We start from the raw sequence: 18,800 nt of genomic DNA on the forward strand, positions 1-18,800 counted from the left end.
GGGCCGCGGCCCGCCGATCCGTCGAGGTGCTCAGTCCTGCGCATTTGGAGGGGGATCCATGACTGTGTCCGTCAACACCGCCGTGAACGGCTCGAAGGGCGACGCGGACGCGCTGCGTCCGCATGCCGAGGAAGCGTTCGCGGACGAGTTGCGGGCGCTGGCGGCGGCCGACGACCGTCCGCGGCCGGCGCGTTGGCGCCTGTCGCCGTGGGCCGTGGCCACGTACCTGCTGGGCGGCACGCTGCCGGACGGCACGGTGATCACACCGAAGTACGTGGGCCCGCGGCGCCTCGTCGAGGTCGCCGTGACCACTCTGGCCACGGACCGGGCGCTTCTCCTCCTCGGTGTCCCCGGCACCGCGAAGACCTGGGTGTCCGAGCACCTGGCGGCGGCGGTGAGCGGTGACTCGACGCTGCTGGTGCAGGGCACGGCGGGCACGCCGGAAGAGGCGATCCGGTACGGCTGGAACTACGCGCAGCTGCTCGCCCACGGGCCGAGCCGGGACGCGCTCGTGCCGAGCCCTGTCATGCGGGCGATGGCCGAGGGGATGACGGCGCGGGTGGAGGAGCTCACCCGCATCCCGGCGGACGTGCAGGACTCCTTGATCACGATCCTGTCCGAGAAGACCCTGCCGATAGCGGAGTTGGGACAGGAGGTGCAGGCGGTACGCGGGTTCAACCTGATCGCGACGGCCAACGACCGGGACCGCGGGGTGAACGAGCTGTCGAGCGCGCTCCGCCGCCGCTTCAACACGGTCGTGCTGCCCCTGCCGGAGAGCGTGGAGGCAGAGGTGGACATCGTCTCCCGCCGGGTCGACCAGCTCGGCCGATCGCTCGACCTGCCGGCCGTTCCGGACGGCATCGACGAGATCCGCCGTGTCGTCACGGTCTTCCGAGAGCTGCGCGACGGGGTCACGGCCGACGGGCGTACGAAAGTGAAGTCGCCCAGCGGCACGCTCTCCACCGCCGAGGCCATCTCGGTCGTGACCAACGGCCTGGCGCTGTCGGCCCACTTCGGGGACGGGATCCTGCGGCCGGCCGACGTCGCCGCTGGGATTCTCGGGGCGGTCGTGCGGGACCCGGCCGCCGACCGGGTCGTCTGGCAGGAGTACCTGGAGGCGGTCGTCCGCGAGCGCGAGGGCTGGAAGGACTTCTACCGCGCGTGCCGGGAGGTGAGCGCGTGAACGGCTTCGCGGAAGCGGCGCCGGGCCCGCGCACCCGGCCCATGGACAGGGGCGCCGCCCTGCACGGGGGTGAGGGCGGCGCCCCGCAGTACGGCGGCGGTGAACGGGCGGACGGCCCATGGGTGTTGGGCGTGCGCCATCACGGTCCCGGCTCGGCACGGGCCGTACGGGAGGCGCTGGACGCGTGCGCGCCGCGTGCCGTGCTCATCGAGGGGCCGCCCGAGGCGGACGCGCTCGTGGAGCTGGTCGGTGACGACGGGATGAGCCCGCCGGTGGCACTCCTGGCGCACGTCACGGACGACCCGGCCCGCTCGGCGTTCTGGCCGTTGGCGGAGTTCTCCCCGGAGTGGGTCGCACTGCGCTGGGCCGTGGAGCGCGGTGCGGCCGTACGGTTCATCGACCTGCCGGCCGCCCACTCACTGGCGGAACCGCCCGCGGGCGAGGACCCGGAGGAGGGCCTCGACCCGGCGATGGACGGGGAGGCGGGCGCGGTGCCGGGCAGGGCGTCCGACACGCCATCGGGCACGGCGTCGGGCACGCCATCGGGCACGGCGTCGGACGCGCCATCGCGCACGCCATCGGGTACGGAACCCGGCCCGGAACCCGGCCCGGAAGGCGGCCCGGAAGGCGGCGCGGAAGGCGGCGCGGAAGGCGGCGCGCAAGGCGGTGCGGATCACGGCGTAGAGGCCGGCCAGGGAAGCGGAACCGGCGAGCAGGAGCTGCGGATCGATCCCCTCGCGGTCCTGGCCGAGACGGCCGGGTACGACGACCCGGAGCGCTGGTGGGAGGACGTCGTCGAGCACCGCGGTGCGGCCGATGACGCCCTGGCACCGTTCGCCGCGCTCGCCGAGGCGATGGGTGCGCTGCGCGAGCGGTACGGCGACGGCGGGCACGCGCGCGACGCGGTACGGGAGGCGTACATGCGCCTGCAACTCCGCTCGGCGCGCAAGGAGTTCGGGGAAGGCGTGGCGGTGGTGTGCGGCGCCTGGCACGTCCCCGCCCTCGCCGCCAAGGCCACCGTGACCGCCGACCGGGCTCTCCTGAAAGGCCTGCCGAAGGCCAAGGTCGACATGACCTGGGTGCCCTGGACCCACCGCAGACTGTCCCGGGCGAGCGGCTACGGGGCGGGCATCGCCTCGCCGGGCTGGTACGCGCACCTGTTCCGTGCCCCGGACCGGCCCGTGGAGCGCTGGATGACCAAGGTCGCCGGGCTGCTCAGGGACGAGGACAGAGGAGTGTCGTCGGCGCACGTCATCGAGGCCGTACGACTCGCCGACACCCTGGCCGTGATGCGTGGCAGGCCCCTGCCCGGCCTGTCGGAGGCCACCGACGCGGTCCGTGCCGTGATGTGCGACGGCTCGGACGTGCCGCTGGCCCTCGTGCACGACAAGCTCGTCGTAGGAGATGTGCTCGGCGAGGTGCCCGCGTCGGCGCCGGCCGTGCCGCTCCAGCGCGACCTGAGCGCGGCCCAGCGTCGGCTGCGCCTCAAACCCGAGGCGCTGGACCGCGAGCTGGACCTCGACCTGCGCAAGGAGACGGACGCCGCGCGCAGCCGACTCCTGCACCGCCTGAGGCTGCTGGGCATCGGCTGGGGTGAGCCTTCGGCGGCGGCTCGGGGCTCCACCGGCACGTTCCGGGAGAGCTGGCGGCTTCGCTGGGAGCCGGAGCTGGCGGTGCGGGTCGCCGAAGCGGGGGTCTGGGGCACCACGGTGCTCGCGGCCGCCACCGCGAAGGCGGAGTCGGAGGCGATATCGGCCCCGGCGCTCTCCGACGTCACCGCGCTCGCCGAGCGCTGCCTCCTCGCCGAACTGCCGGACGCGCTCCCGACGGTGATGAAGGTGCTCGCCGACCGGGCCGCCCTGGACACGGACGTCGGGCACCTCGCCCAGGCCCTGCCCGCCCTGGTCCGCTCGCTCCGCTACGGCGACGTACGCGGCACGGACACCAGCGCGCTCGCCGAGGTCGCCGCGGGCCTCGCCGAGCGGGTCTTCGTCGGCCTGCCGCCTGCCTGCGCCGGGCTCGACGCGGACGGCGGGGCGCAGATGCGAGGCCATGTCGACGCGGTGCACACGGCGGTCGGCCTCCTCACCGAGGCATCACCGCAGGACGCCGGCGCGCAGGACACGCCTCCGGACGAGGCCACCCGCACGGCGAAGAACCGCACGACACCCATGCGCGGCCGTTGGCACTCCGTGCTCGGAGTGCTCGGCGGACGGGACTCCGTGCCGGGGGAGGTGCGGGGAAGAGCGGTCCGAATCCTGCTCGACGAAGGGGAGTTGGAGCACGAGTCGGCGGCGCGGCTGATGGGCCTCGCCCTGTCGCCGGGGACGGCGCCGACCGACGCGGCGGCGTGGATCGAGGGGTTCGTCGGCAGCGGCTCCGGAGGAACGGGCGGCGGCATGCTGCTCATCCACGACGACCGGTTGCTCGGCCTGCTCGACTCCTGGCTGACGTCTGTTCCCGACGAGGCGTTCACGGACGTACTGCCGCTGCTGCGCCGCACCTTCTCGGCGTACGAGGCAGGAGTGCGGCGCACGCTCGGGGAACTGTTCCGGCGCGGGCCCGGAGACGCGGCCGGTGCGATCGCGGCCACGACCGGCGTACGTGGCTTCGCGGCGGAGCCCGACCGGGAGCGGGCCGACGCGGTGCTGCCCGTGCTGCATCTGCTCCTCGGCCACGAAACCGGAACCGGAACCGGAACCGGAACCGGAACCGGAACCGGAACCGGAACCGGAACCGGAACCGAAACCGGAACCGAAACCCACTTCACGCGCGACCTGACGGAGGTGAACGCATGACAACAGCAGAAGCAGAAGCAGCAGCAGCGGAACGCCTTCGGCGGTGGCGGCTGGTGCTCGGGGGAGACGCGGCCGACGGGACCGGATGTCAGCTGCGGGGGCAGGACGCGGCGATGGACGGAGCCCTCGGTTCGCTGTACGGAAAGGGGGACCGGGCCGGGAAGGGCCGGGACCGCTCGGCCGGGCTCGGGGCCTCGGCGCCTTCGGTGGCGCGCTGGCTCGGGGACATCCGGAGGTACTTCCCGTCGTCCGTGGTGCAGGTCATGCAGCGCGACGCCATCGACCGTCTCGGACTGTCCGCGCTGCTGCTCGAACCGGAGATGCTGGAGGCCGTCGAGGCGGACGTACATCTGGTCGGCACGCTGCTCTCGCTCAGGCAGGCGATGCCGGAGACGACGAAGGAGACCGCGCGTGCCGTGGTGCGCAAAGTCGTCGAGGACCTGGAGAAGCGGCTCGCGTCCCGCACCCGCGCGACCCTGACCGGCGCGCTCGACCGCAGTGCGCGGATCAGCCGGCCCCGCCACCGGGACATCGACTGGAACCGCACCATCGCCGCCAACCTGAAGAACTACCTGCCGGAGTACGGGACGGTGGTGCCGGAACGCCTGGTCGGGTACGGGCGGGCTTCGCAGTCCGTGAAGAAGGAGGTGATCCTCTGTATCGACCAGTCCGGTTCGATGGCGGCTTCGGTCGTGTACGCCTCGGTGTTCGGCGCGGTGCTGGCGTCGATGCGGTCGATCGCGACGCGGCTCGTCGTCTTCGACACGGCGGTGGCCGACCTGACGGACCAACTGGACGACCCGGTGGATGTGTTGTTCGGCACCCAGCTCGGCGGGGGCACGGACATCAATCGCGCCCTGGCGTACTGCCAGGCGCAGATCACCCGGCCCGCGGACACGGTCGTGGTGCTGATCTCGGACCTGTACGAGGGCGGGATACGGAACGAGATGCTGAAGCGGGTCGCCGCGATGCAGGCGGCGGGCGTCCAGTTCGTGACGCTGCTCGCGCTCTCCGACGAGGGTGCGCCCGCGTACGACAGAGAGCACGCGGCGGCGCTCGCCGGGCTCGGGGCACCCGCGTTCGCCTGCACGCCCGACCTGTTCCCGGAGGTGATGGCGGCCGCGATCGAGAAGCGGCGACTGCCGATACCGGACGCCGGTTGAACGCCTGGTGAACGGTGGCCGAACCGGGCTGGAGCGGCCGCAGTTGGCCATATCGGACATGGCTGCTCATCAGTCACAGGGGACTTGCGCAACGCCTGCCGTCGCATGCAAGTATCGGGCGCCGCCTACTTGGAGGGCTCCCCGAACTTGACTGCAGCAGCCGCGCTTCCCGCCGCCGCCGAGCGCATGGTGCGCTCGGCGGGCGGTCGGCGTGTGCTGCGCGTGAGCCTGTTCGTGGGTGCGCTGTTCGCGCTCGGGTTGCTGTTCGGCGGCCGGGCGCAGGCGGCGGAGGCGATGGACGCTCCGCAACGGTCGGACACCGTCACCACCTCCACGGCCACCTCGACCGAGGGCTCGGGGTCGGAGTTGAGGCCGGAGCTGGAGTCGGAGCCGGAGTCGGACTCGGAGCCGGGGGCGGAGCGAGGCGCGTTCGCGGGCAAGCAGGCCGCGCGCACCGTCACTTCGCCGGACGGCACGTCGCCGACGATCTCCAACCCGAAGCCTGCGCACAAGCTCACGCAGAAGCCCGCGTACAAGCTCACGCTGACGCCTGCGCACAAGCTCACGCAGAAGCCCGCGTACAAGCTCAAGCGGAACCTCGCACCCAAGCCCGCCCTGAACCCCACCCTGAAGCCCGCCCTGAACCCCACCCTGAACCCCGCCCTGAAGCCCGCTCTGAACTCCGCCCTGAACCCCGCCCTGCGGGCGACCGCCTCCACCATCGCCGCGTCAGCCACGGCGAAGTCCACCGGGTCGACTTCCGCCACGGTCACCACCGTCGTCCGGTCCCTCACGGCCGAGGTGGTCCGTGCCGTCGGGAACCCGCTCGGGGCGCTGGCCGAGGAAGCCGCGCGGAGGTTGCCCGAATCGCCGTTCCCCCGGCCGTCGTTGCCGGGGCTCGGCGACATCGGGCCGGGCCAGGAGGCCACGCAGCCCGTACCGGACCGCACCGCTCCGCCGGTGCGCGAGCACGGTCCAGGGGTCGGCGGCGAGCAGCGCAAGGAGCGGCAGGACTCCGCGTACCAGCTGCGGGAGCGGCGCGTCGGCGCCTTCGCCATGGCCGGTCACCCGGCGCACGACTCCGTGGGCCGGGACGCGCGGCGGCCGCAGCCGCAGCTGCCGTACGACGGTCCGCAGGGCCCCGGCCCGTACGGAATCGCCGGGCAGTCGGCGAGCGACAGCGGTGCGCAGCGGCACGGCGAGCTGCACGCGGCGGCCGCGACGGGTGAGCCGACGTTCGGGCTCATGGCCGGTGAGGGCGTCGGCGCGGCGTACTACCCGACGCGTGACAGGCACCGCGACATCCTCGAATTCCCGGGTTAGGGCAGGCCTTCCCCCGCCTTGGACCTGCCGCGCGGGGGCGGGACAGGTCTGCCCTTCAGGGAGCGCGCACTTCCCCATGCGCCCCCGACCCCCTCGAATTCGAAGGAATCGACGCAAGCATGAGCAAGCACAGCAAGCCCAGCAAAGCCGTGACCGCCAGCCGGAACCTGCGCCGCACCGTCGTCATAGCCGCCGGTGCCACCAGCGTCATCGCGATGGGTGCGGCGGGTGCCAACGCCGCCGAACTGCCCACCTCCTCGCTGCCGGTCAGCACTCCGGATGTGGGCGTCGACGTGGACGTCGACGTGGACGGCCTCGACGGCGTGACCGGCAAGGCCAAGTCGGCCGCCGACCAGGCCAGGTCGACCGTCTCCGACGCCAAGTCCGAAGCCGAGAGCGTCACCGACACGGCAGACCGCGTCACCGACAGGACCGACCGCGTCACCGGCAAGGCCAAGTCCGCCGCCACGCAGGCCGAGGGCGCGGCCACGGGCGAGGCCGAGGACACCGTCGACCAGGCCAGGAACACCGCCGACCAGGCCCGCCAGTACGTCGACGGCGAACTCCCGGCGTACGGCGCGATCCCGGCCGTCGGCACCCCGGACCTCGGCGACGTGCGGGGCCAGGTCGCCGACGCGAAGGGCGAGGTCAAGGGCCGGGTCGCGGACGCGAAGGGCGAGGCCAAGGGCCAGGTTGCCGACGCACGGGGCCAGGTCGCGGACGCGCGGGGCCAGGTCGACTACCTCTTCGGCCCGCTCGCCGCCTTCGCCCCCGAGCTGGCCGCGCAGGCCCCGGGCAAGGTCCAGGGCGTCGGCGCCGAGGCCGGGGACCAGGTGCAGCGCGCCGGTCTGCAGGTCCAGGGCCACGCGCAGAGCGTCCAGGGCCACGCGCAGAGCGCCCAGGGCTACGCGCAGAACCTGGTCGCCGGTGCGCCGGGTGCCGCCCATGGCGCCGTGGCCCAGGCCTCACCGATCGTGGACGAAACCTCCCGCGCCGTGCTGCCGCCGCTGGCCTCGGCCGCGGTCGACTCGGTCCTGCCGGTCGCCGGCCAGGCCGCGTCCGACGCCGGTGTGCTGGCCCGGGACGTCAGCGTCGACGTGCAGCCGTTCGCGGCCGGAGTCGTCGGTGAGGTGCAGCCGTTCGCGGGTGCCGTCGCGGAGGACGCGAAGCCGGCCGTCGGCGGCGTCACCGACGAGGTGACGACCCTGGGTCAGGGTGTCGGCCAGAGCACCACCGGCCTGACGCAGAACGTCACCGCCGGCGTCCAGCCCCTCGCGCAGGACCTGACCGGCACGATCACCCAGGACGCGGACCCGCTCCTGGGCAACGCCGTGTCCGGCGTCCAGAACACCGTCACGGCGATCACGCCCAACTTCCTCTCGGGCCTCTGATCCGGTTCCTCTCGGGCCTCTGATCCGACCCGGACGGTGACGCCGACCCTCTGATCACCGGGATCACCGGCACCACCCGCACGAAGAGCACCACCCCAACAGCGGGCCGAGCGGACGCGTCCCGCGCAGGCCTTCGGAGGGCACCAGAGCCCCCGAAGGTCCTGCGCAGCGCCGCTCGGCCCGCTGTCTGTGACCCCGCCTGTGACCCCGCCTGTGACCGTAATCACCGCCGGAGTGTGATCTGCGATTTAGGGACCTACGTCCCACGGCGATAACCTGCGAGACGGACATGCCGCGTCCACGGACACCGTGCACGCCTCCCTCAGTGACAGCGCAGTCACGTTGCCCTTCGCGGCACGCCCACGCAGAAAACGAACGTGACAGAACGCGAAGCGACGGCACACACAACCGAAGTGCCTGCCGCGCCGCGATCGACGCGATACCACTGAAAAGGGACGGACGCGCGTGGACCTGTTCGAGTACCAGGCGAGGGACCTCTTCGCCAAGCACGGTGTACCGGTGCTGGCCGGTGAAGTCATCGACACGCCTGAGGCAGCCCGCGAGGCGACCGAGCGGCTTGGCGGCAAGTCCGTCGTCAAGGCGCAGGTGAAGGTCGGCGGCCGCGGCAAGGCCGGTGGCGTCAAGCTCGCCGCCACCCCCGACGAGGCCGTCGCTCGCGCGACGGACATCCTCGGCATGGACATCAAGGGCCACACGGTCCACAAGGTGATGATCGCCGAGACGGCTCCCGAGATCCTCGAGGAGTACTACGTCTCGTACCTCCTCGACCGCACCAACCGCACCTTCCTCGCCATGGCGTCCGTGCAGGGCGGCATGGACATCGAGGAGGTCGCGGAGAAGACCCCCGAGGCCCTGGCCAAGGTTCCGGTCGACTCCAACGAGGGCGTCACCATCGAGAAGGCCCGCGAGATCGTCGCGCAGGCGAAGTTCCCGGCCGAGGTCGCCGAGAAGATCGCCGAGGTCATGGTGACCCTGTGGGACACCTTCGTCGCCGAGGACGCCCTCCTCGTCGAGGTGAACCCCCTCGCCAAGGTCGCAGGCGGCGACATCCTGGCCCTGGACGGCAAGGTGTCGCTCGACGCGAACGCCGACTTCCGCCAGCCCGAGCACGAGGCGCTCGAGGACAAGGACGCAGCCAACCCGCTCGAGGCTGCGGCCAAGGCCAAGGGCCTCAACTACGTGAAGCTCGACGGCGAGGTCGGCATCATCGGCAACGGCGCGGGTCTCGTCATGAGCACCCTGGACGTCGTCGCGTACGCCGGTGAGGCGCACAGCAACGTCAAGCCCGCCAACTTCCTCGACATCGGTGGCGGTGCCTCCGCCGAGGTCATGGCGAACGGCCTGGAGATCATCCTCGGCGACCCGGACGTCAAGTCCGTCTTCGTCAACGTCTTCGGTGGCATCACCGCCTGCGACGAGGTCGCCAACGGCATCGTGCAGGCCCTGGCGCTCCTCAAGTCCAAGGGCGAAGAGGTCACCAAGCCGCTGGTCGTGCGCCTCGACGGCAACAACGCGGAGCTGGGTCGCAAGATCCTCAGCGACGCCAACCACCCGCTGGTGCAGCGCGTGGACACCATGGACGGCGCGGCCGACAAGGCCGCCGAGCTCGCGGCCGCGAAGTAAGGGAAGAGGTTAAGAGACCACCATGGCTATCTTCCTCAACAAGGACAGCAAGGTCATCGTCCAGGGCATGACCGGCGCCACCGGCATGAAGCACACCAAGCTCATGCTGGGTGACGGCACCAACATCGTCGGCGGTGTGAACCCGCGCAAGGCCGGCACGTCCGTCGACTTCGACGGCACCGAGGTCCCGGTCTTCGGCTCGGTCGCCGAGGCGATGGAGAAGACCGGCGCCAATGTCACGGTCGTCTTCGTGCCCCCGGCTTTCGCCAAGGCCGCCGTGATCGAGGCCATCGACGCCGAGATCCCCCTCGCCGTCGTCATCACCGAGGGCATCGCCGTCCACGACTCCGCCGCCTTCTGGGCGTACGCGAAGTCGAAGGGCGCTGCGACATCAGCCGCTGGCGCGGCGGGGACCCGCATCATCGGCCCCAACTGCCCGGGTCTGATCACCCCCGGCCAGTCCAACGCCGGCATCATCCCGGGCGACATCACGAAGCCGGGCCGCATCGGCCTGGTCTCGAAGTCCGGCACGCTGACGTACCAGATGATGTACGAGCTCCGTGACATCGGCTTCTCGTCGGCCGTCGGCATCGGTGGCGACCCGGTCATCGGTACGACGCACATCGACGCCCTGGAGGCGTTCGAGGCCGACCCCGACACCGACCTGATCGTGATGATCGGCGAGATCGGCGGCGACGCCGAGGAGCGCGCGGCCGACTACATCAAGGCCAACGTCACCAAGCCGGTCGTCGGTTACGTCGCGGGCTTCACCGCCCCCGAGGGCAAGACCATGGGCCACGCCGGCGCCATCGTCTCCGGCTCCTCCGGCACCGCGCAGGCCAAGAAGGAGGCCCTGGAGGCCGCGGGCGTCAAGGTCGGCAAGACCCCGACCGAGACGGCCAAGCTGGCCCGCGCCATCCTCAACGGCTGACCAGCGCCTGTACGTACGCGGGCCCGCACCCCTCCTGCCGGGGGTGCGGGCCCGCGCCGTACCCGGACGGGGTCACTCCACCAGGGGCACCAGCCGCTCCGGCCCGTTCCCGGGCTCGGCCTTCAGCTTCTCCTGCAGCCACTTGTCCTGCGCGGTGAGCGGCCCGGGACCCATCCGCGCCGGCACCCCGCTGATCGGCGCCCCGGGCGCGGGCACCGGTTCGTACTGCCGCGGTGAGGTGGCGAGCGCAAGCGCCGAGGCGCCGATGATCAGCGCCGTGAACGCGATCGCGGCCCGCGTCCAGAACCGAGAGCGGTGCTCTCCACCTTGTCGTACGACGGTGGCGGGACCGGCGCCGAGCTTCTCCGCGCGCGCCAACTCGTCCAGTCTGCGCTGGAGTTCGGTCGGATCGGACAGTTCGGGCAGCCGCTCGGCGACGGCCTCGCGGGCGTGCAGGAGCCGGTGCGCGGCGGCCGGAGTGGACGCCTCCGTCTCGGCGGCGGTCTCGGGCAGATCGAGCCCGACGCCGTCGTAGAGCACCAGCGTCCGGCGGTACGGCGCGGGCAGGCCGAGCAGGGTGTCGAGCAGCTTGCGGTCCTCGGACTCGGCGGGCGGGGCCTCCGGCTGCCGGTGTCTGCGGCGCAGCCGGTGCCAGGGCGAGAGCGCGTACTCGTACGCGACCGCCCGCACCCACCCCACCGGGTCCCGGTCGACGGCCACTTCGGGCCACCGCTCCCAGGCCTGCTGAAACGCCCGCTCGACCGCCTCCTTCGCCAGCGCTCGCCGCCCGGTGAGCAGATACGTCTGGCGTACGAGGGCGGGGGAGGTGAACGCGTACAAGGCGTCGAAGGCCTGATCGGGCGTCAGGCCGCCGCTGCTCGCGGAGTCGGAGTCGGAGTCCGAGTCGGAGTCGGAGTCCGAGTCGGAGTCGGAGCCCGAGTCGGAGTCGGTGACGGCTTCCGGAGGCGAGGGCTCCGCATCCTGCCCGGTTACCTGCCCGGTCACCTGCCCGGTCACCTGCCCGGTCACCTTCTCCGGGGCGCTGCTGTCCGCCGTGGCTGCCGGTGCCGCGTCGGTGCTGCTCGGGCTTGTCGCCTTCGAGGCGCGCTTCTTCCCGGCGCCGGTGGACTTCGCCGTTCGCGACGTGCTCGTCGAGCGGCCCTTGGCCGAGGAGTTCGGTGCGCGGGTGCGGGCCGGGGCGGCGGCGAGCAGGCGGGCGTATGCTGCGCGCTTGCTGCCTCTGGGGCTGGTGCGGCCGGTCTCCCAGGACCTGACCGTCTCGCGGGTGACGCCGACCTTCGCGGCGACCTGTGCCTGCGTCAGATCCTGCGCCTCCCGCAGCCGTCGGCACTCCTTGGGGGACGGCAGCGGGGTGGCGGGGCTCTGGGTCATGTCGGACTCTCCACACCGTGGGCCGTAGGACCGTCGTTCGAACCGTCGTTCGCAAGGCGGGTCGCGGTGGTGCGTGCAGCCCAATGCCGTACGAAAAAGTACATAAACGTATATTGGGCGACACTGCGTGTATTCGCCTGTTACGAGGAGAAAGCGCGTGTCGTTGGGAGCATGGCGGGCGTGACGCACACGACCGACCGCAGCCCGTCGCCCCGTCCCCCAGCCGGTTCGCAGGCCTCGGCGGCGCCGTCGTCGGTGCTGGGCGGACTAGCGCCCAGCGGGCGGCGGCGCAGAACCTCCGCGCTCCTCGGCGCGGTTGTGGGTGGCGTCGTCGCGGCCGGGCTCGGCCTCGGCGGGTTCGCCGTCCTCGTGATCGCCGGGTGGATCAGCTCGCCGTATCCGGACAGCGGCGCGGACGGTGCGCTGCATGTCGCGGCCGGACTGTGGCTGCTCGCCCACGGCGCCGACCTGGTCAGGACCGACAGCCTCTCCGGCGACCCGGTGCCGCTCGGCGTGACCCCGCTGCTCCTCGCCGTCGTGCCCGCGCTGCTGCTGCACCGCGCGGGCCGCGACGCCGCCGACGGCGCGGACGGGCCGCGTATCGCCCTGGGCGGAGTCGTCGCCGGGTACCTGGCGGTCGGCGCGCTCGCGACACTCTTCGCGGCCGACGGCCCGCTGCGCGCGGACCCGCTGAACACCGGGCCGCACCTCGTCGCACTCGCGGTGCTCGGCGCGGGGGCCGGGGTGTGGAACGCGTACGGCCGCCCGCACGGCCCGCTGCCCGCGCGGCTCAGCCGCCTCGTCGACCCGGATCCGCACCGGCAAGGCCGTCCCCGCCCTCGGACGGGCCCCGCACTGCGGTCGGCCGCCGCCGGGGTCATGGTCCTGGTGGGCGGCGGCGCAATGCTCGTCGCGGTCTCGCTCGTCGTGCACGCGCAGGCCGCGCAGACCACGTATCTCCAGCTGAGCGACCTGTGGTCGGGGCGGGTCGCGGTGCTGCTCCTGGCGATCGCGCTGGTGCCCAACGCGGCGGTGTGGGGCGCCTCTTACGGCCTCGGGCCCGGCTTCACCTTCGGCGCGGGCGGTGTGGTCTGGCCCGCGGGCGCACCCACGGACCCGCAGCTTCCGCCCTTCCCGCTGCTCGCCGCGATCCCGGACCCGGCCGCCGGTACGCCGCTGACCTGGGCGGCGTGCGGGGTCGGCGGGGTGTGCGGGCTGACGGTCGGCTGGTTCACGGCACGCGCGGCGGCGCCGCAGGGCGCCGAGGACACAGAGGGCGCGGAGGCCCGGGCGGCGTGGTCGCGCGGCGAGACGGCGCTGACGGCGGGGCTCGCCGCGCTGCTGTGCGGGCTCGCCCTCGCCCTGCTCGCGGCGCTCGCGGGCGGCCCGCTGGGCGACGGGGCGCTCGCGGACTTCGGTCCGGTGTGGTGGCAGACGGGCGGCGCGGCCCTGCTCTGGGCGGGCCTGCTCGGCACCCCGGTCGCCCTGGGCCTGCGGGCCTGGCGCGTACGGACCTGGCGGGCGCGGGACCTTTGGGATTGGGGCCTGTGGGCGCGGGCGGCGGGTGTACGGGTGCCGGTTCCGCGCTTCCCGCGACGCTGGGTTCGCCTCCCGCGCTGGACTGGGCTCCCGCGCGTGAGGTTGCCGCGCGTGAGGTTGCCGCTCGTACGACAGTGGCGCGTACGGCTGTGGCGTCGCCGCGCGCAGCAGGAGCCGACGCCTCCCGTGGCGGCCGACCGCCGTCGCTGGTGGGCGCCATGGCGCGCCAAGTCCGGTACGCAGGCGGCGAGTTCTTCCTTCGGCTTCGAGCCGTACGACTTCTCCGTACGCCCCGAACCGGACCCGAACCCGAAGCCGAACCCGAACCCGAACCCCGAGTCCGACTCCACGTGAACGGGCGGCGGAGCCGCTACTCCTCCGGCGTGCCGAGGAACGGGCGGAGCTGCTCCGGGAGCAGGTCCTCGCAGGACTTCTGGGCCGTCGTCGTCAGGGCGTCGTTGACGCAGGTGTAGTAGTCGCGGTAGACGATCTGCGCCGTGAACGTGGCCGCGACCATCGCGAGCGCCAGGATCGCCGTCACCAGGCCGCTGATCGCCGCGGTCCTCTGCGGCTTGCCGGGGCCCTCCTTGGCGGGAGAGCCAGCGGGTCCGGCCCCGGTCGCCCCGGTCGACGGAGCGGTCCCCGACACCTGAGCGGCAGACGCGGAAGCCGACCGCTCGGCCTTCCCGCCTCCCTTGCCGTCCCCGGCAGGGCGTCCGCGCAGCGAGCCGACCGCCCAGTAGATCGCGAGCGCGCCGAGCAGCAGCGCCACGTACGGCCAGGAGAACAGGGCGAAGAAGAAGCCCCACATGCCGGCGAGCAGTGCGTACCGCGCGCGGCGCTGGACCGGGTCCGTCGGGTCCCAGCGCAGCCCGCTGCCGGGACCGCCCTGGCCGCCGCCCTGGCCCTCGGACTCACCGGGCCGCTGACCGAACGGCCCCGAGGAGCGGCCGGGCTGGCGGCTGCTCCAGCGGCCTCCGCCGCCCTGGCCGCCCTTCTGCTCGCCGTCGTCCTGCTGCCGCGGCTGCCACGGGCGGTCCGGGCTGCCCTCGGGCGGCGGGGCGAAGGGATTGTCCGCACGGTCCGCACGGTCCGCACGGTCCGCACGGTCCGCACGATCTGTACGGCCCGCACGGTCCGCGTTGCCGGAAGTGTCGGCGCCGGTGCTCTCCGTGTCCGGGCCCGCGCTCGGCCGGGTCCCGTCCTCGGACGGGTCCTGCTGAGGCGAGGACGGGGGCGTGGGCAGTCGGTCCGGCATCTGGTGTGCGTCTTCCCCTAGTTGAGGCCCGTGTACGGGGCATGCGTAGCGCTTGCTTCCCAGACGCTACCTTCCGGCAAGGTCCCCGTCCCGTGGGGGCCGCATCGTGTGCCGGTATCGTTGCTGACGGTCGAGCGCTTCGTAGAGTTCCCCGTATTGGGGGTCATGAAGCATTTGTACGACCGCACAAAGTCGAGCAAGCCATGAAAGGGCCCCGTCGTGGCCTCATCTGCCGCCGCCCCGAAGCGCCTCGTCGTGCTCGTCTCCGGGTCCGGTACCAACCTGCAGGCGCTGATCGACGGTATCGACGCCGTGGGCAGCGACGCCTACGGTGCCGAGATCGTCGCCGTCGGCGCCGACCGGAGCGGGACCGCCGGTCTGGAACGGGCCGAGCGCGTGGGCCTGCGGACCTTCGTGTGCCGGGTGCAGGACCACCCCACGCGCGCGGAGTGGGACCGGGCGCTCGCCGAGGCCGTAGCCGCGTACGAGCCCGACTTGGTGATCTCCGCCGGGTTCATGAAGATCGTGGGCAAGGAGTTCCTCGCGCGCTTCGGCGGCCGGACCGTGAACACCCACCCCGCGCTGCTGCCCAGTTTTCCCGGTGCTTACGGCGTACGTGACGCGCTCGCGTACGGCGCGAAGGTCACCGGCTGCACCGTCCACTTCGTCGACGACGGCGTTGACACCGGCCCGATCATCGCGCAGCGCGCGATCGAGATCAGGGACGAGGACCACGAGGACGGTGGCGATGCGCTCCACGAGCGCATCAAGGAAGTCGAGCGCAAGCTGCTCGTCGAGGTCGTGGGGCGTCTGGCCCGGCACGGCTACCGCATTGAGGGACGAAAGGTTTCCATCCCGTGACCGCCGAAGGTACGACCGTAGAAGGTCAGCGCCCCATCCGCAGGGCTCTCATCAGCGTCTATGACAAGTCCGGCCTCGAAGAGCTGGCGCTCGGGCTGCACGAGGCGGGTGTCCAGCTCGTCTCCACCGGCTCCACCGCCGCGAAGATCGCCGCCGCTGGGGTGCCCGTCACCAAGGTCGAGGAGCTCACCGGCTTCCCCGAGTGCCTGGACGGCCGGGTCAAGACGCTGCACCCGCGCGTGCACGCCGGGATCCTCGCCGACCTGCGCCTCGACTCCCACCGCGAACAGCTCGCCGAGCTGGGCGTGGAGCCCTTCGACCTGGTCGTCGTGAACCTCTACCCGTTCACGCAGACCGTCGCCTCCGGCGCCTCGCCCGACGAGTGCGTCGAGCAGATCGACATCGGCGGCCCCTCGATGGTCCGCGCCGCCGCCAAGAACCACCCCTCGGTCGCGGTCGTCACCAGCCCCGAGCGGTACGCGGACGTGCTCGCCGCCGCCAAGGAGGGCGGCTTCGACCTGGCCGCCCGCAAGCGGCTCGCGGCCGAGGCCTTCCGCCACACCGCCGAGTACGACGTGGCCGTCGCCGCCTGGTTCGCGGCGGACTACGCGGCAGAGGGCTCGGGCGAGGAGTTCCCGTCCTTCATCGGCGTCACGTACGAGCGCAAGAACGTCCTCCGCTACGGCGAGAACCCGCACCAGCCCGCCGCCCTCTACACCGGCGGCTGCGGCGGTCTCGCGAGCGCCGAGCAGCTGCACGGCAAGGAGATGTCGTACAACAACTACACGGACACCGACGCCGCGCGCCGGGCCGCGTACGACCACGCCGAGCCGGCCGTCGCGATCATCAAGCACGCCAACCCTTGCGGCATCGCGGTCGGCGCGGACGTCGCCCAGGCGCACCGCAAGGCGCACGCCTGCGACCCGCTGTCCGCGTTCGGCGGCGTGATCGCGGTCAACCGCCCGGTCTCCGTGGCGATGGCCGAGCAGGTCGCGGAGATCTTCACCGAGGTCATCGTGGCGCCGGACTACGAGGACGGCGCGGTCGAGGTCCTGGCCCGCAAGAAGAACATCCGCGTGCTGCGCTGCCCCGAAGCGCCGGAGCTCGTGGCCGAGTTCAAGCCGATCGACGGCGGCGGCCTCGCCCAGATCACGGACACGCTGCAGGCCGAGGGCGACGACCCGGCGAACTGGACGCTCGCGACGGGCGAGGCGCTGTCCGACTCGGAGTTGAAGGAACTGGCCTTCGCGTGGCGCGCCTGCCGGGCCGTGAAGTCCAACGCGATCCTGCTCGCCAAGGACGGCGCCTCGGTCGGCGTCGGCATGGGCCAGGTCAACCGCGTCGACTCGGCGAAGCTCGCGGTCGAGCGCGCGGGCGAGGAGCGCGCGGCCGGTTCGTACGCCGCGTCGGACGCGTTCTTCCCGTTCCCGGACGGCCTGGAGATCCTCACGGCCGCAGGCGTCAAGGCCGTGGTCCAGCCCGGCGGTTCGGTCCGCGACGAGCTGGTCGTGGAGGCCGCGAAGAAGGCGGGCGTGACGATGTACTTCACGGGGACGCGGCACTTCTTCCACTGAGTTCCCCTTGGTGCGTCGTTGGCAGCAGCTCGCACCAGACGGTCTTGCCGTCCGGCCGCCGTGTCACGCCCCAGCGCGCTGACACGGCGGCCAGCAGCATCAGACCCCGGCCCGACTCGGCGCCGGGGTCTTGGTGTTGCCGGGGTACGGGCAGGGTGTGCGGATCAGGGTCGCTGACAGCTACGCGGGTCGGGCTGACGTCGATGGTCACGGGGGTGCCTTCGCCGAGGTGCGTGATGACGTTGGTCAGCAACTCGCTGACACAGAGCTCGACTTCGGGGCTGCTGTCGATGCCGAGGCATACGCGTACGGCCCTGCGTACCTCGGGTACCGCTTTCGCCTGCGCGGGCAGCTCCAGGATCAGTCGCACGGGGTGCCCGCCGCCTTGTTCAGTACGTGGGTGAGGGCTTGGGCGGTGGCGGTGTTGCAGTTCCCGAGCGCGACGAGGGGGCGGATGGGGAGCTGCGCGGCGAAGGTGGGGGCGTCGACGCCGAGTGACGGCAGCTTGATGCCGTGGGCGGCGAGGGCGGTGCGGAGTTGCTCCACGCAGGTGTCGATGTCCGGGTCCATGTCCATGGGCATGGGGCGCCTTTCCGTGTGCGGTGTGTGACGAATCCCTCACAGCGTGACGTTGGGTTGCGTACGGTTGAAGGGGTTTGCGTTGCGCAGGGCAACTGGTAAAGGGCGGTGGGTAGTTGTGCCTCCACGTAAGGACACCGACGCTTCGGTGAGCGTGCCGTGCTTCTACGGCGCCGAGTTGCGCTACCAGCGCGAGGCGGCGGGGCTGACGCTTGAGCAGCTGGCGGAGGGGAGCTACCGGGGCATCTCCTTCCTGAGCCAGATCGAGCGCGGTGAGCGGCGGATGCCGGAGGATCTGGCGCGGCACGTGGACAAGGTCCTCGGGACGGACGGGTTTTTCGAGCGGCGTTGTGAAGATGCGGCCAAGGCGCGGCGGGCTGGGCATCCGCTGTACTACGTCGACGTACCCGACCTGGAAAAGCAGGCGGAGACGCTGGAGGAGTGGGCGCCGAACGTCATTCCCGGCTTGCTGCAGATCGAGCCGTACATGAGGGTCCTCATGCGTTTCGGCAAATTGTCGGCGCCGCAGGAGACGGTCGAGGAGCGTGTCCGTGGGCGGTTGGCGCGGGCTGAGCTGTGGAGTCGCGAGGATCGCCCTGATTACTGGGTGATCCTCCAGGAGCGGCTCATCCGTAACTCGCCAGTTCAACCAGCGCAGATGGCCGAGCAGTTGGAGCACGTCCTCGGCGTGGTCCGCTCTACGAAGAGCGTTTTACAGGTCGTACCGGAAACGGCGATCGCGTATCCGCTGATGCACGGCATGGCCAAGATCATGACCTTCGCTGACGCACCACCGCTGGTGTGGACGGAAGGCAACTTCGACGGCCAGATCGTGGACTATCCGGCTCTCGTGAAGGAGTACCGCAGGTCGTACGATCTGCTCAGGGCCATCGCGCTCTCACCCGATGCGTCCCTGGCCTTGATCGAAGAAGCAGCGAGGACCTACAGAAATGAAGCGCAGCAAGGGGATTGACCTCAGTGTCGTCGCGTGGCGCAAGTCCAGCTACAGCAACGGGGATGGCGCCGATTGCGTAGAAGTCCGCGACGACCTCCCCGGTCTCGTCCCCGTTCGGGACTCCAAGAACGCCGAGGGCCCCGTGCTCGTGTTTCCCGCCGCCGCGTGGGGCGCGTTCGTGCACGAGCTCCGGGGCCCCCTGGATTGAA

General features: G+C 72.0%; 16 protein-coding genes. 12 read left to right on the top strand and 4 right to left on the bottom strand.

Features of this window, described 5'->3' with window-relative positions; genetic code table 11:
* Nucleotides 1-58 precede the first annotated feature (58 nt).
* The 7 genes from QIT00_RS14510 (at nt 59) to sucD (ending at nt 10,433) form a co-directional block, all read left to right on the top strand.
* Nucleotides 59-1,183: an ATP-binding protein gene (locus QIT00_RS14510; RefSeq protein WP_282535640.1), complete on the top strand. Its 1,125-nt coding sequence runs from the start codon at nt 59-61 to the stop codon at nt 1,181-1,183.
* 41 nt (nt 1,184-1,224) lie between these two features.
* Nucleotides 1,225-3,981, top strand: coding sequence for a DUF5682 family protein (locus QIT00_RS14515; protein WP_282535689.1), 2,757 nt, complete (start codon nt 1,225-1,227; stop codon nt 3,979-3,981).
* Entirely contained in the window at nt 3,978-5,144 is a 1,167-nt protein-coding gene (locus QIT00_RS14520) for a VWA domain-containing protein (RefSeq protein ID WP_282535641.1), read from the top strand. The genes QIT00_RS14515 and QIT00_RS14520 overlap by 4 nt, the downstream gene beginning before the upstream one ends.
* Nucleotides 5,145-5,291: 147 nt before the next feature.
* Complete coding sequence (locus QIT00_RS14525) at nt 5,292-6,467, top strand: hypothetical protein (RefSeq protein WP_282535642.1); 1,176 nt, start codon at nt 5,292-5,294, stop codon at nt 6,465-6,467.
* 119 nt (nt 6,468-6,586) lie between these two features.
* Nucleotides 6,587-7,858, top strand: coding sequence for a hypothetical protein (locus QIT00_RS14530; RefSeq protein WP_282535643.1), 1,272 nt, complete (start codon nt 6,587-6,589; stop codon nt 7,856-7,858).
* A 465-nt stretch (nt 7,859-8,323) separates the two neighbouring features.
* Nucleotides 8,324-9,502 (top strand): ADP-forming succinate--CoA ligase subunit beta, encoded by a 1,179-nt coding sequence (sucC, locus tag QIT00_RS14535; RefSeq protein ID WP_282535644.1) that lies wholly within the window; start codon nt 8,324-8,326, stop codon nt 9,500-9,502.
* 22 nt (nt 9,503-9,524) lie between these two features.
* Complete coding sequence (gene sucD / locus QIT00_RS14540; RefSeq protein WP_282535645.1) at nt 9,525-10,433, top strand: succinate--CoA ligase subunit alpha; 909 nt, start codon at nt 9,525-9,527, stop codon at nt 10,431-10,433.
* A gap of 72 nt (nt 10,434-10,505) precedes the next feature.
* Here sucD and QIT00_RS14545 read toward each other — a convergent pair whose 3' ends face one another.
* Complete coding sequence (locus QIT00_RS14545) at nt 10,506-11,825, bottom strand: helix-turn-helix domain-containing protein (RefSeq protein ID WP_282535646.1); 1,320 nt, start codon at nt 11,823-11,825, stop codon at nt 10,506-10,508.
* A 171-nt stretch (nt 11,826-11,996) separates the two neighbouring features.
* On the opposite strand from QIT00_RS14545, the gene QIT00_RS14550 reads away from it, so the two are divergent.
* A complete protein-coding gene (locus QIT00_RS14550; RefSeq protein ID WP_408909770.1) occupies nt 11,997-13,718 on the top strand; it encodes a cell division protein PerM in 1,722 nt (573 codons plus the stop codon).
* Between the two features lie 16 nt (nt 13,719-13,734).
* Here the strand turns inward: QIT00_RS14550 and QIT00_RS14555 are convergent, their stop codons facing one another.
* Entirely contained in the window at nt 13,735-14,622 is an 888-nt protein-coding gene (locus tag QIT00_RS14555) for a hypothetical protein (protein WP_282535648.1), read from the bottom strand.
* A gap of 219 nt (nt 14,623-14,841) precedes the next feature.
* Between QIT00_RS14555 and purN the strand changes: the two genes are divergently transcribed.
* Nucleotides 14,842-15,483 (top strand): phosphoribosylglycinamide formyltransferase, encoded by a 642-nt coding sequence (gene purN, locus QIT00_RS14560; RefSeq protein ID WP_282535649.1) that lies wholly within the window; start codon nt 14,842-14,844, stop codon nt 15,481-15,483.
* Nucleotides 15,480-17,057, top strand: coding sequence for a bifunctional phosphoribosylaminoimidazolecarboxamide formyltransferase/IMP cyclohydrolase (gene purH / locus QIT00_RS14565; RefSeq protein ID WP_282535650.1), 1,578 nt, complete (start codon nt 15,480-15,482; stop codon nt 17,055-17,057). Before purN ends, purH begins: the two co-directional genes overlap by 4 nt.
* On the opposite strand, the gene QIT00_RS14570 is transcribed toward purH, so the two are convergent.
* Together QIT00_RS14570 and QIT00_RS14575 are read right to left on the bottom strand one after the other, a co-directional pair.
* Complete coding sequence (locus tag QIT00_RS14570) at nt 17,029-17,427, bottom strand: ATP-binding protein (protein WP_282535651.1); 399 nt, start codon at nt 17,425-17,427, stop codon at nt 17,029-17,031. The genes purH and QIT00_RS14570 overlap by 29 nt on opposite strands.
* Nucleotides 17,418-17,639 (bottom strand): hypothetical protein, encoded by a 222-nt coding sequence (locus tag QIT00_RS14575; protein WP_408909771.1) that lies wholly within the window; start codon nt 17,637-17,639, stop codon nt 17,418-17,420. Before QIT00_RS14575 ends, QIT00_RS14570 begins: the two co-directional genes overlap by 10 nt.
* Nucleotides 17,640-17,754: 115 nt before the next feature.
* Here QIT00_RS14575 and QIT00_RS14580 point away from each other — a divergent pair, with 115 nt between their 5' ends.
* On the top strand, nt 17,755-18,609 hold the full coding sequence (locus tag QIT00_RS14580) for a helix-turn-helix domain-containing protein (RefSeq protein ID WP_282535652.1): 855 nt from the start codon (nt 17,755-17,757) through the stop codon (nt 18,607-18,609).
* Nucleotides 18,587-18,799, top strand: coding sequence for a DUF397 domain-containing protein (locus QIT00_RS14585; RefSeq protein WP_282535653.1), 213 nt, complete (start codon nt 18,587-18,589; stop codon nt 18,797-18,799). Before QIT00_RS14580 ends, QIT00_RS14585 begins: the two co-directional genes overlap by 23 nt.
* Nucleotide 18,800 lies beyond the last annotated feature (1 nt).

This window comes from Streptomyces luteolus, assembly GCF_029968015.1.
Classification (GTDB): domain Bacteria; phylum Actinomycetota; class Actinomycetes; order Streptomycetales; family Streptomycetaceae; genus Streptomyces; species Streptomyces luteolus.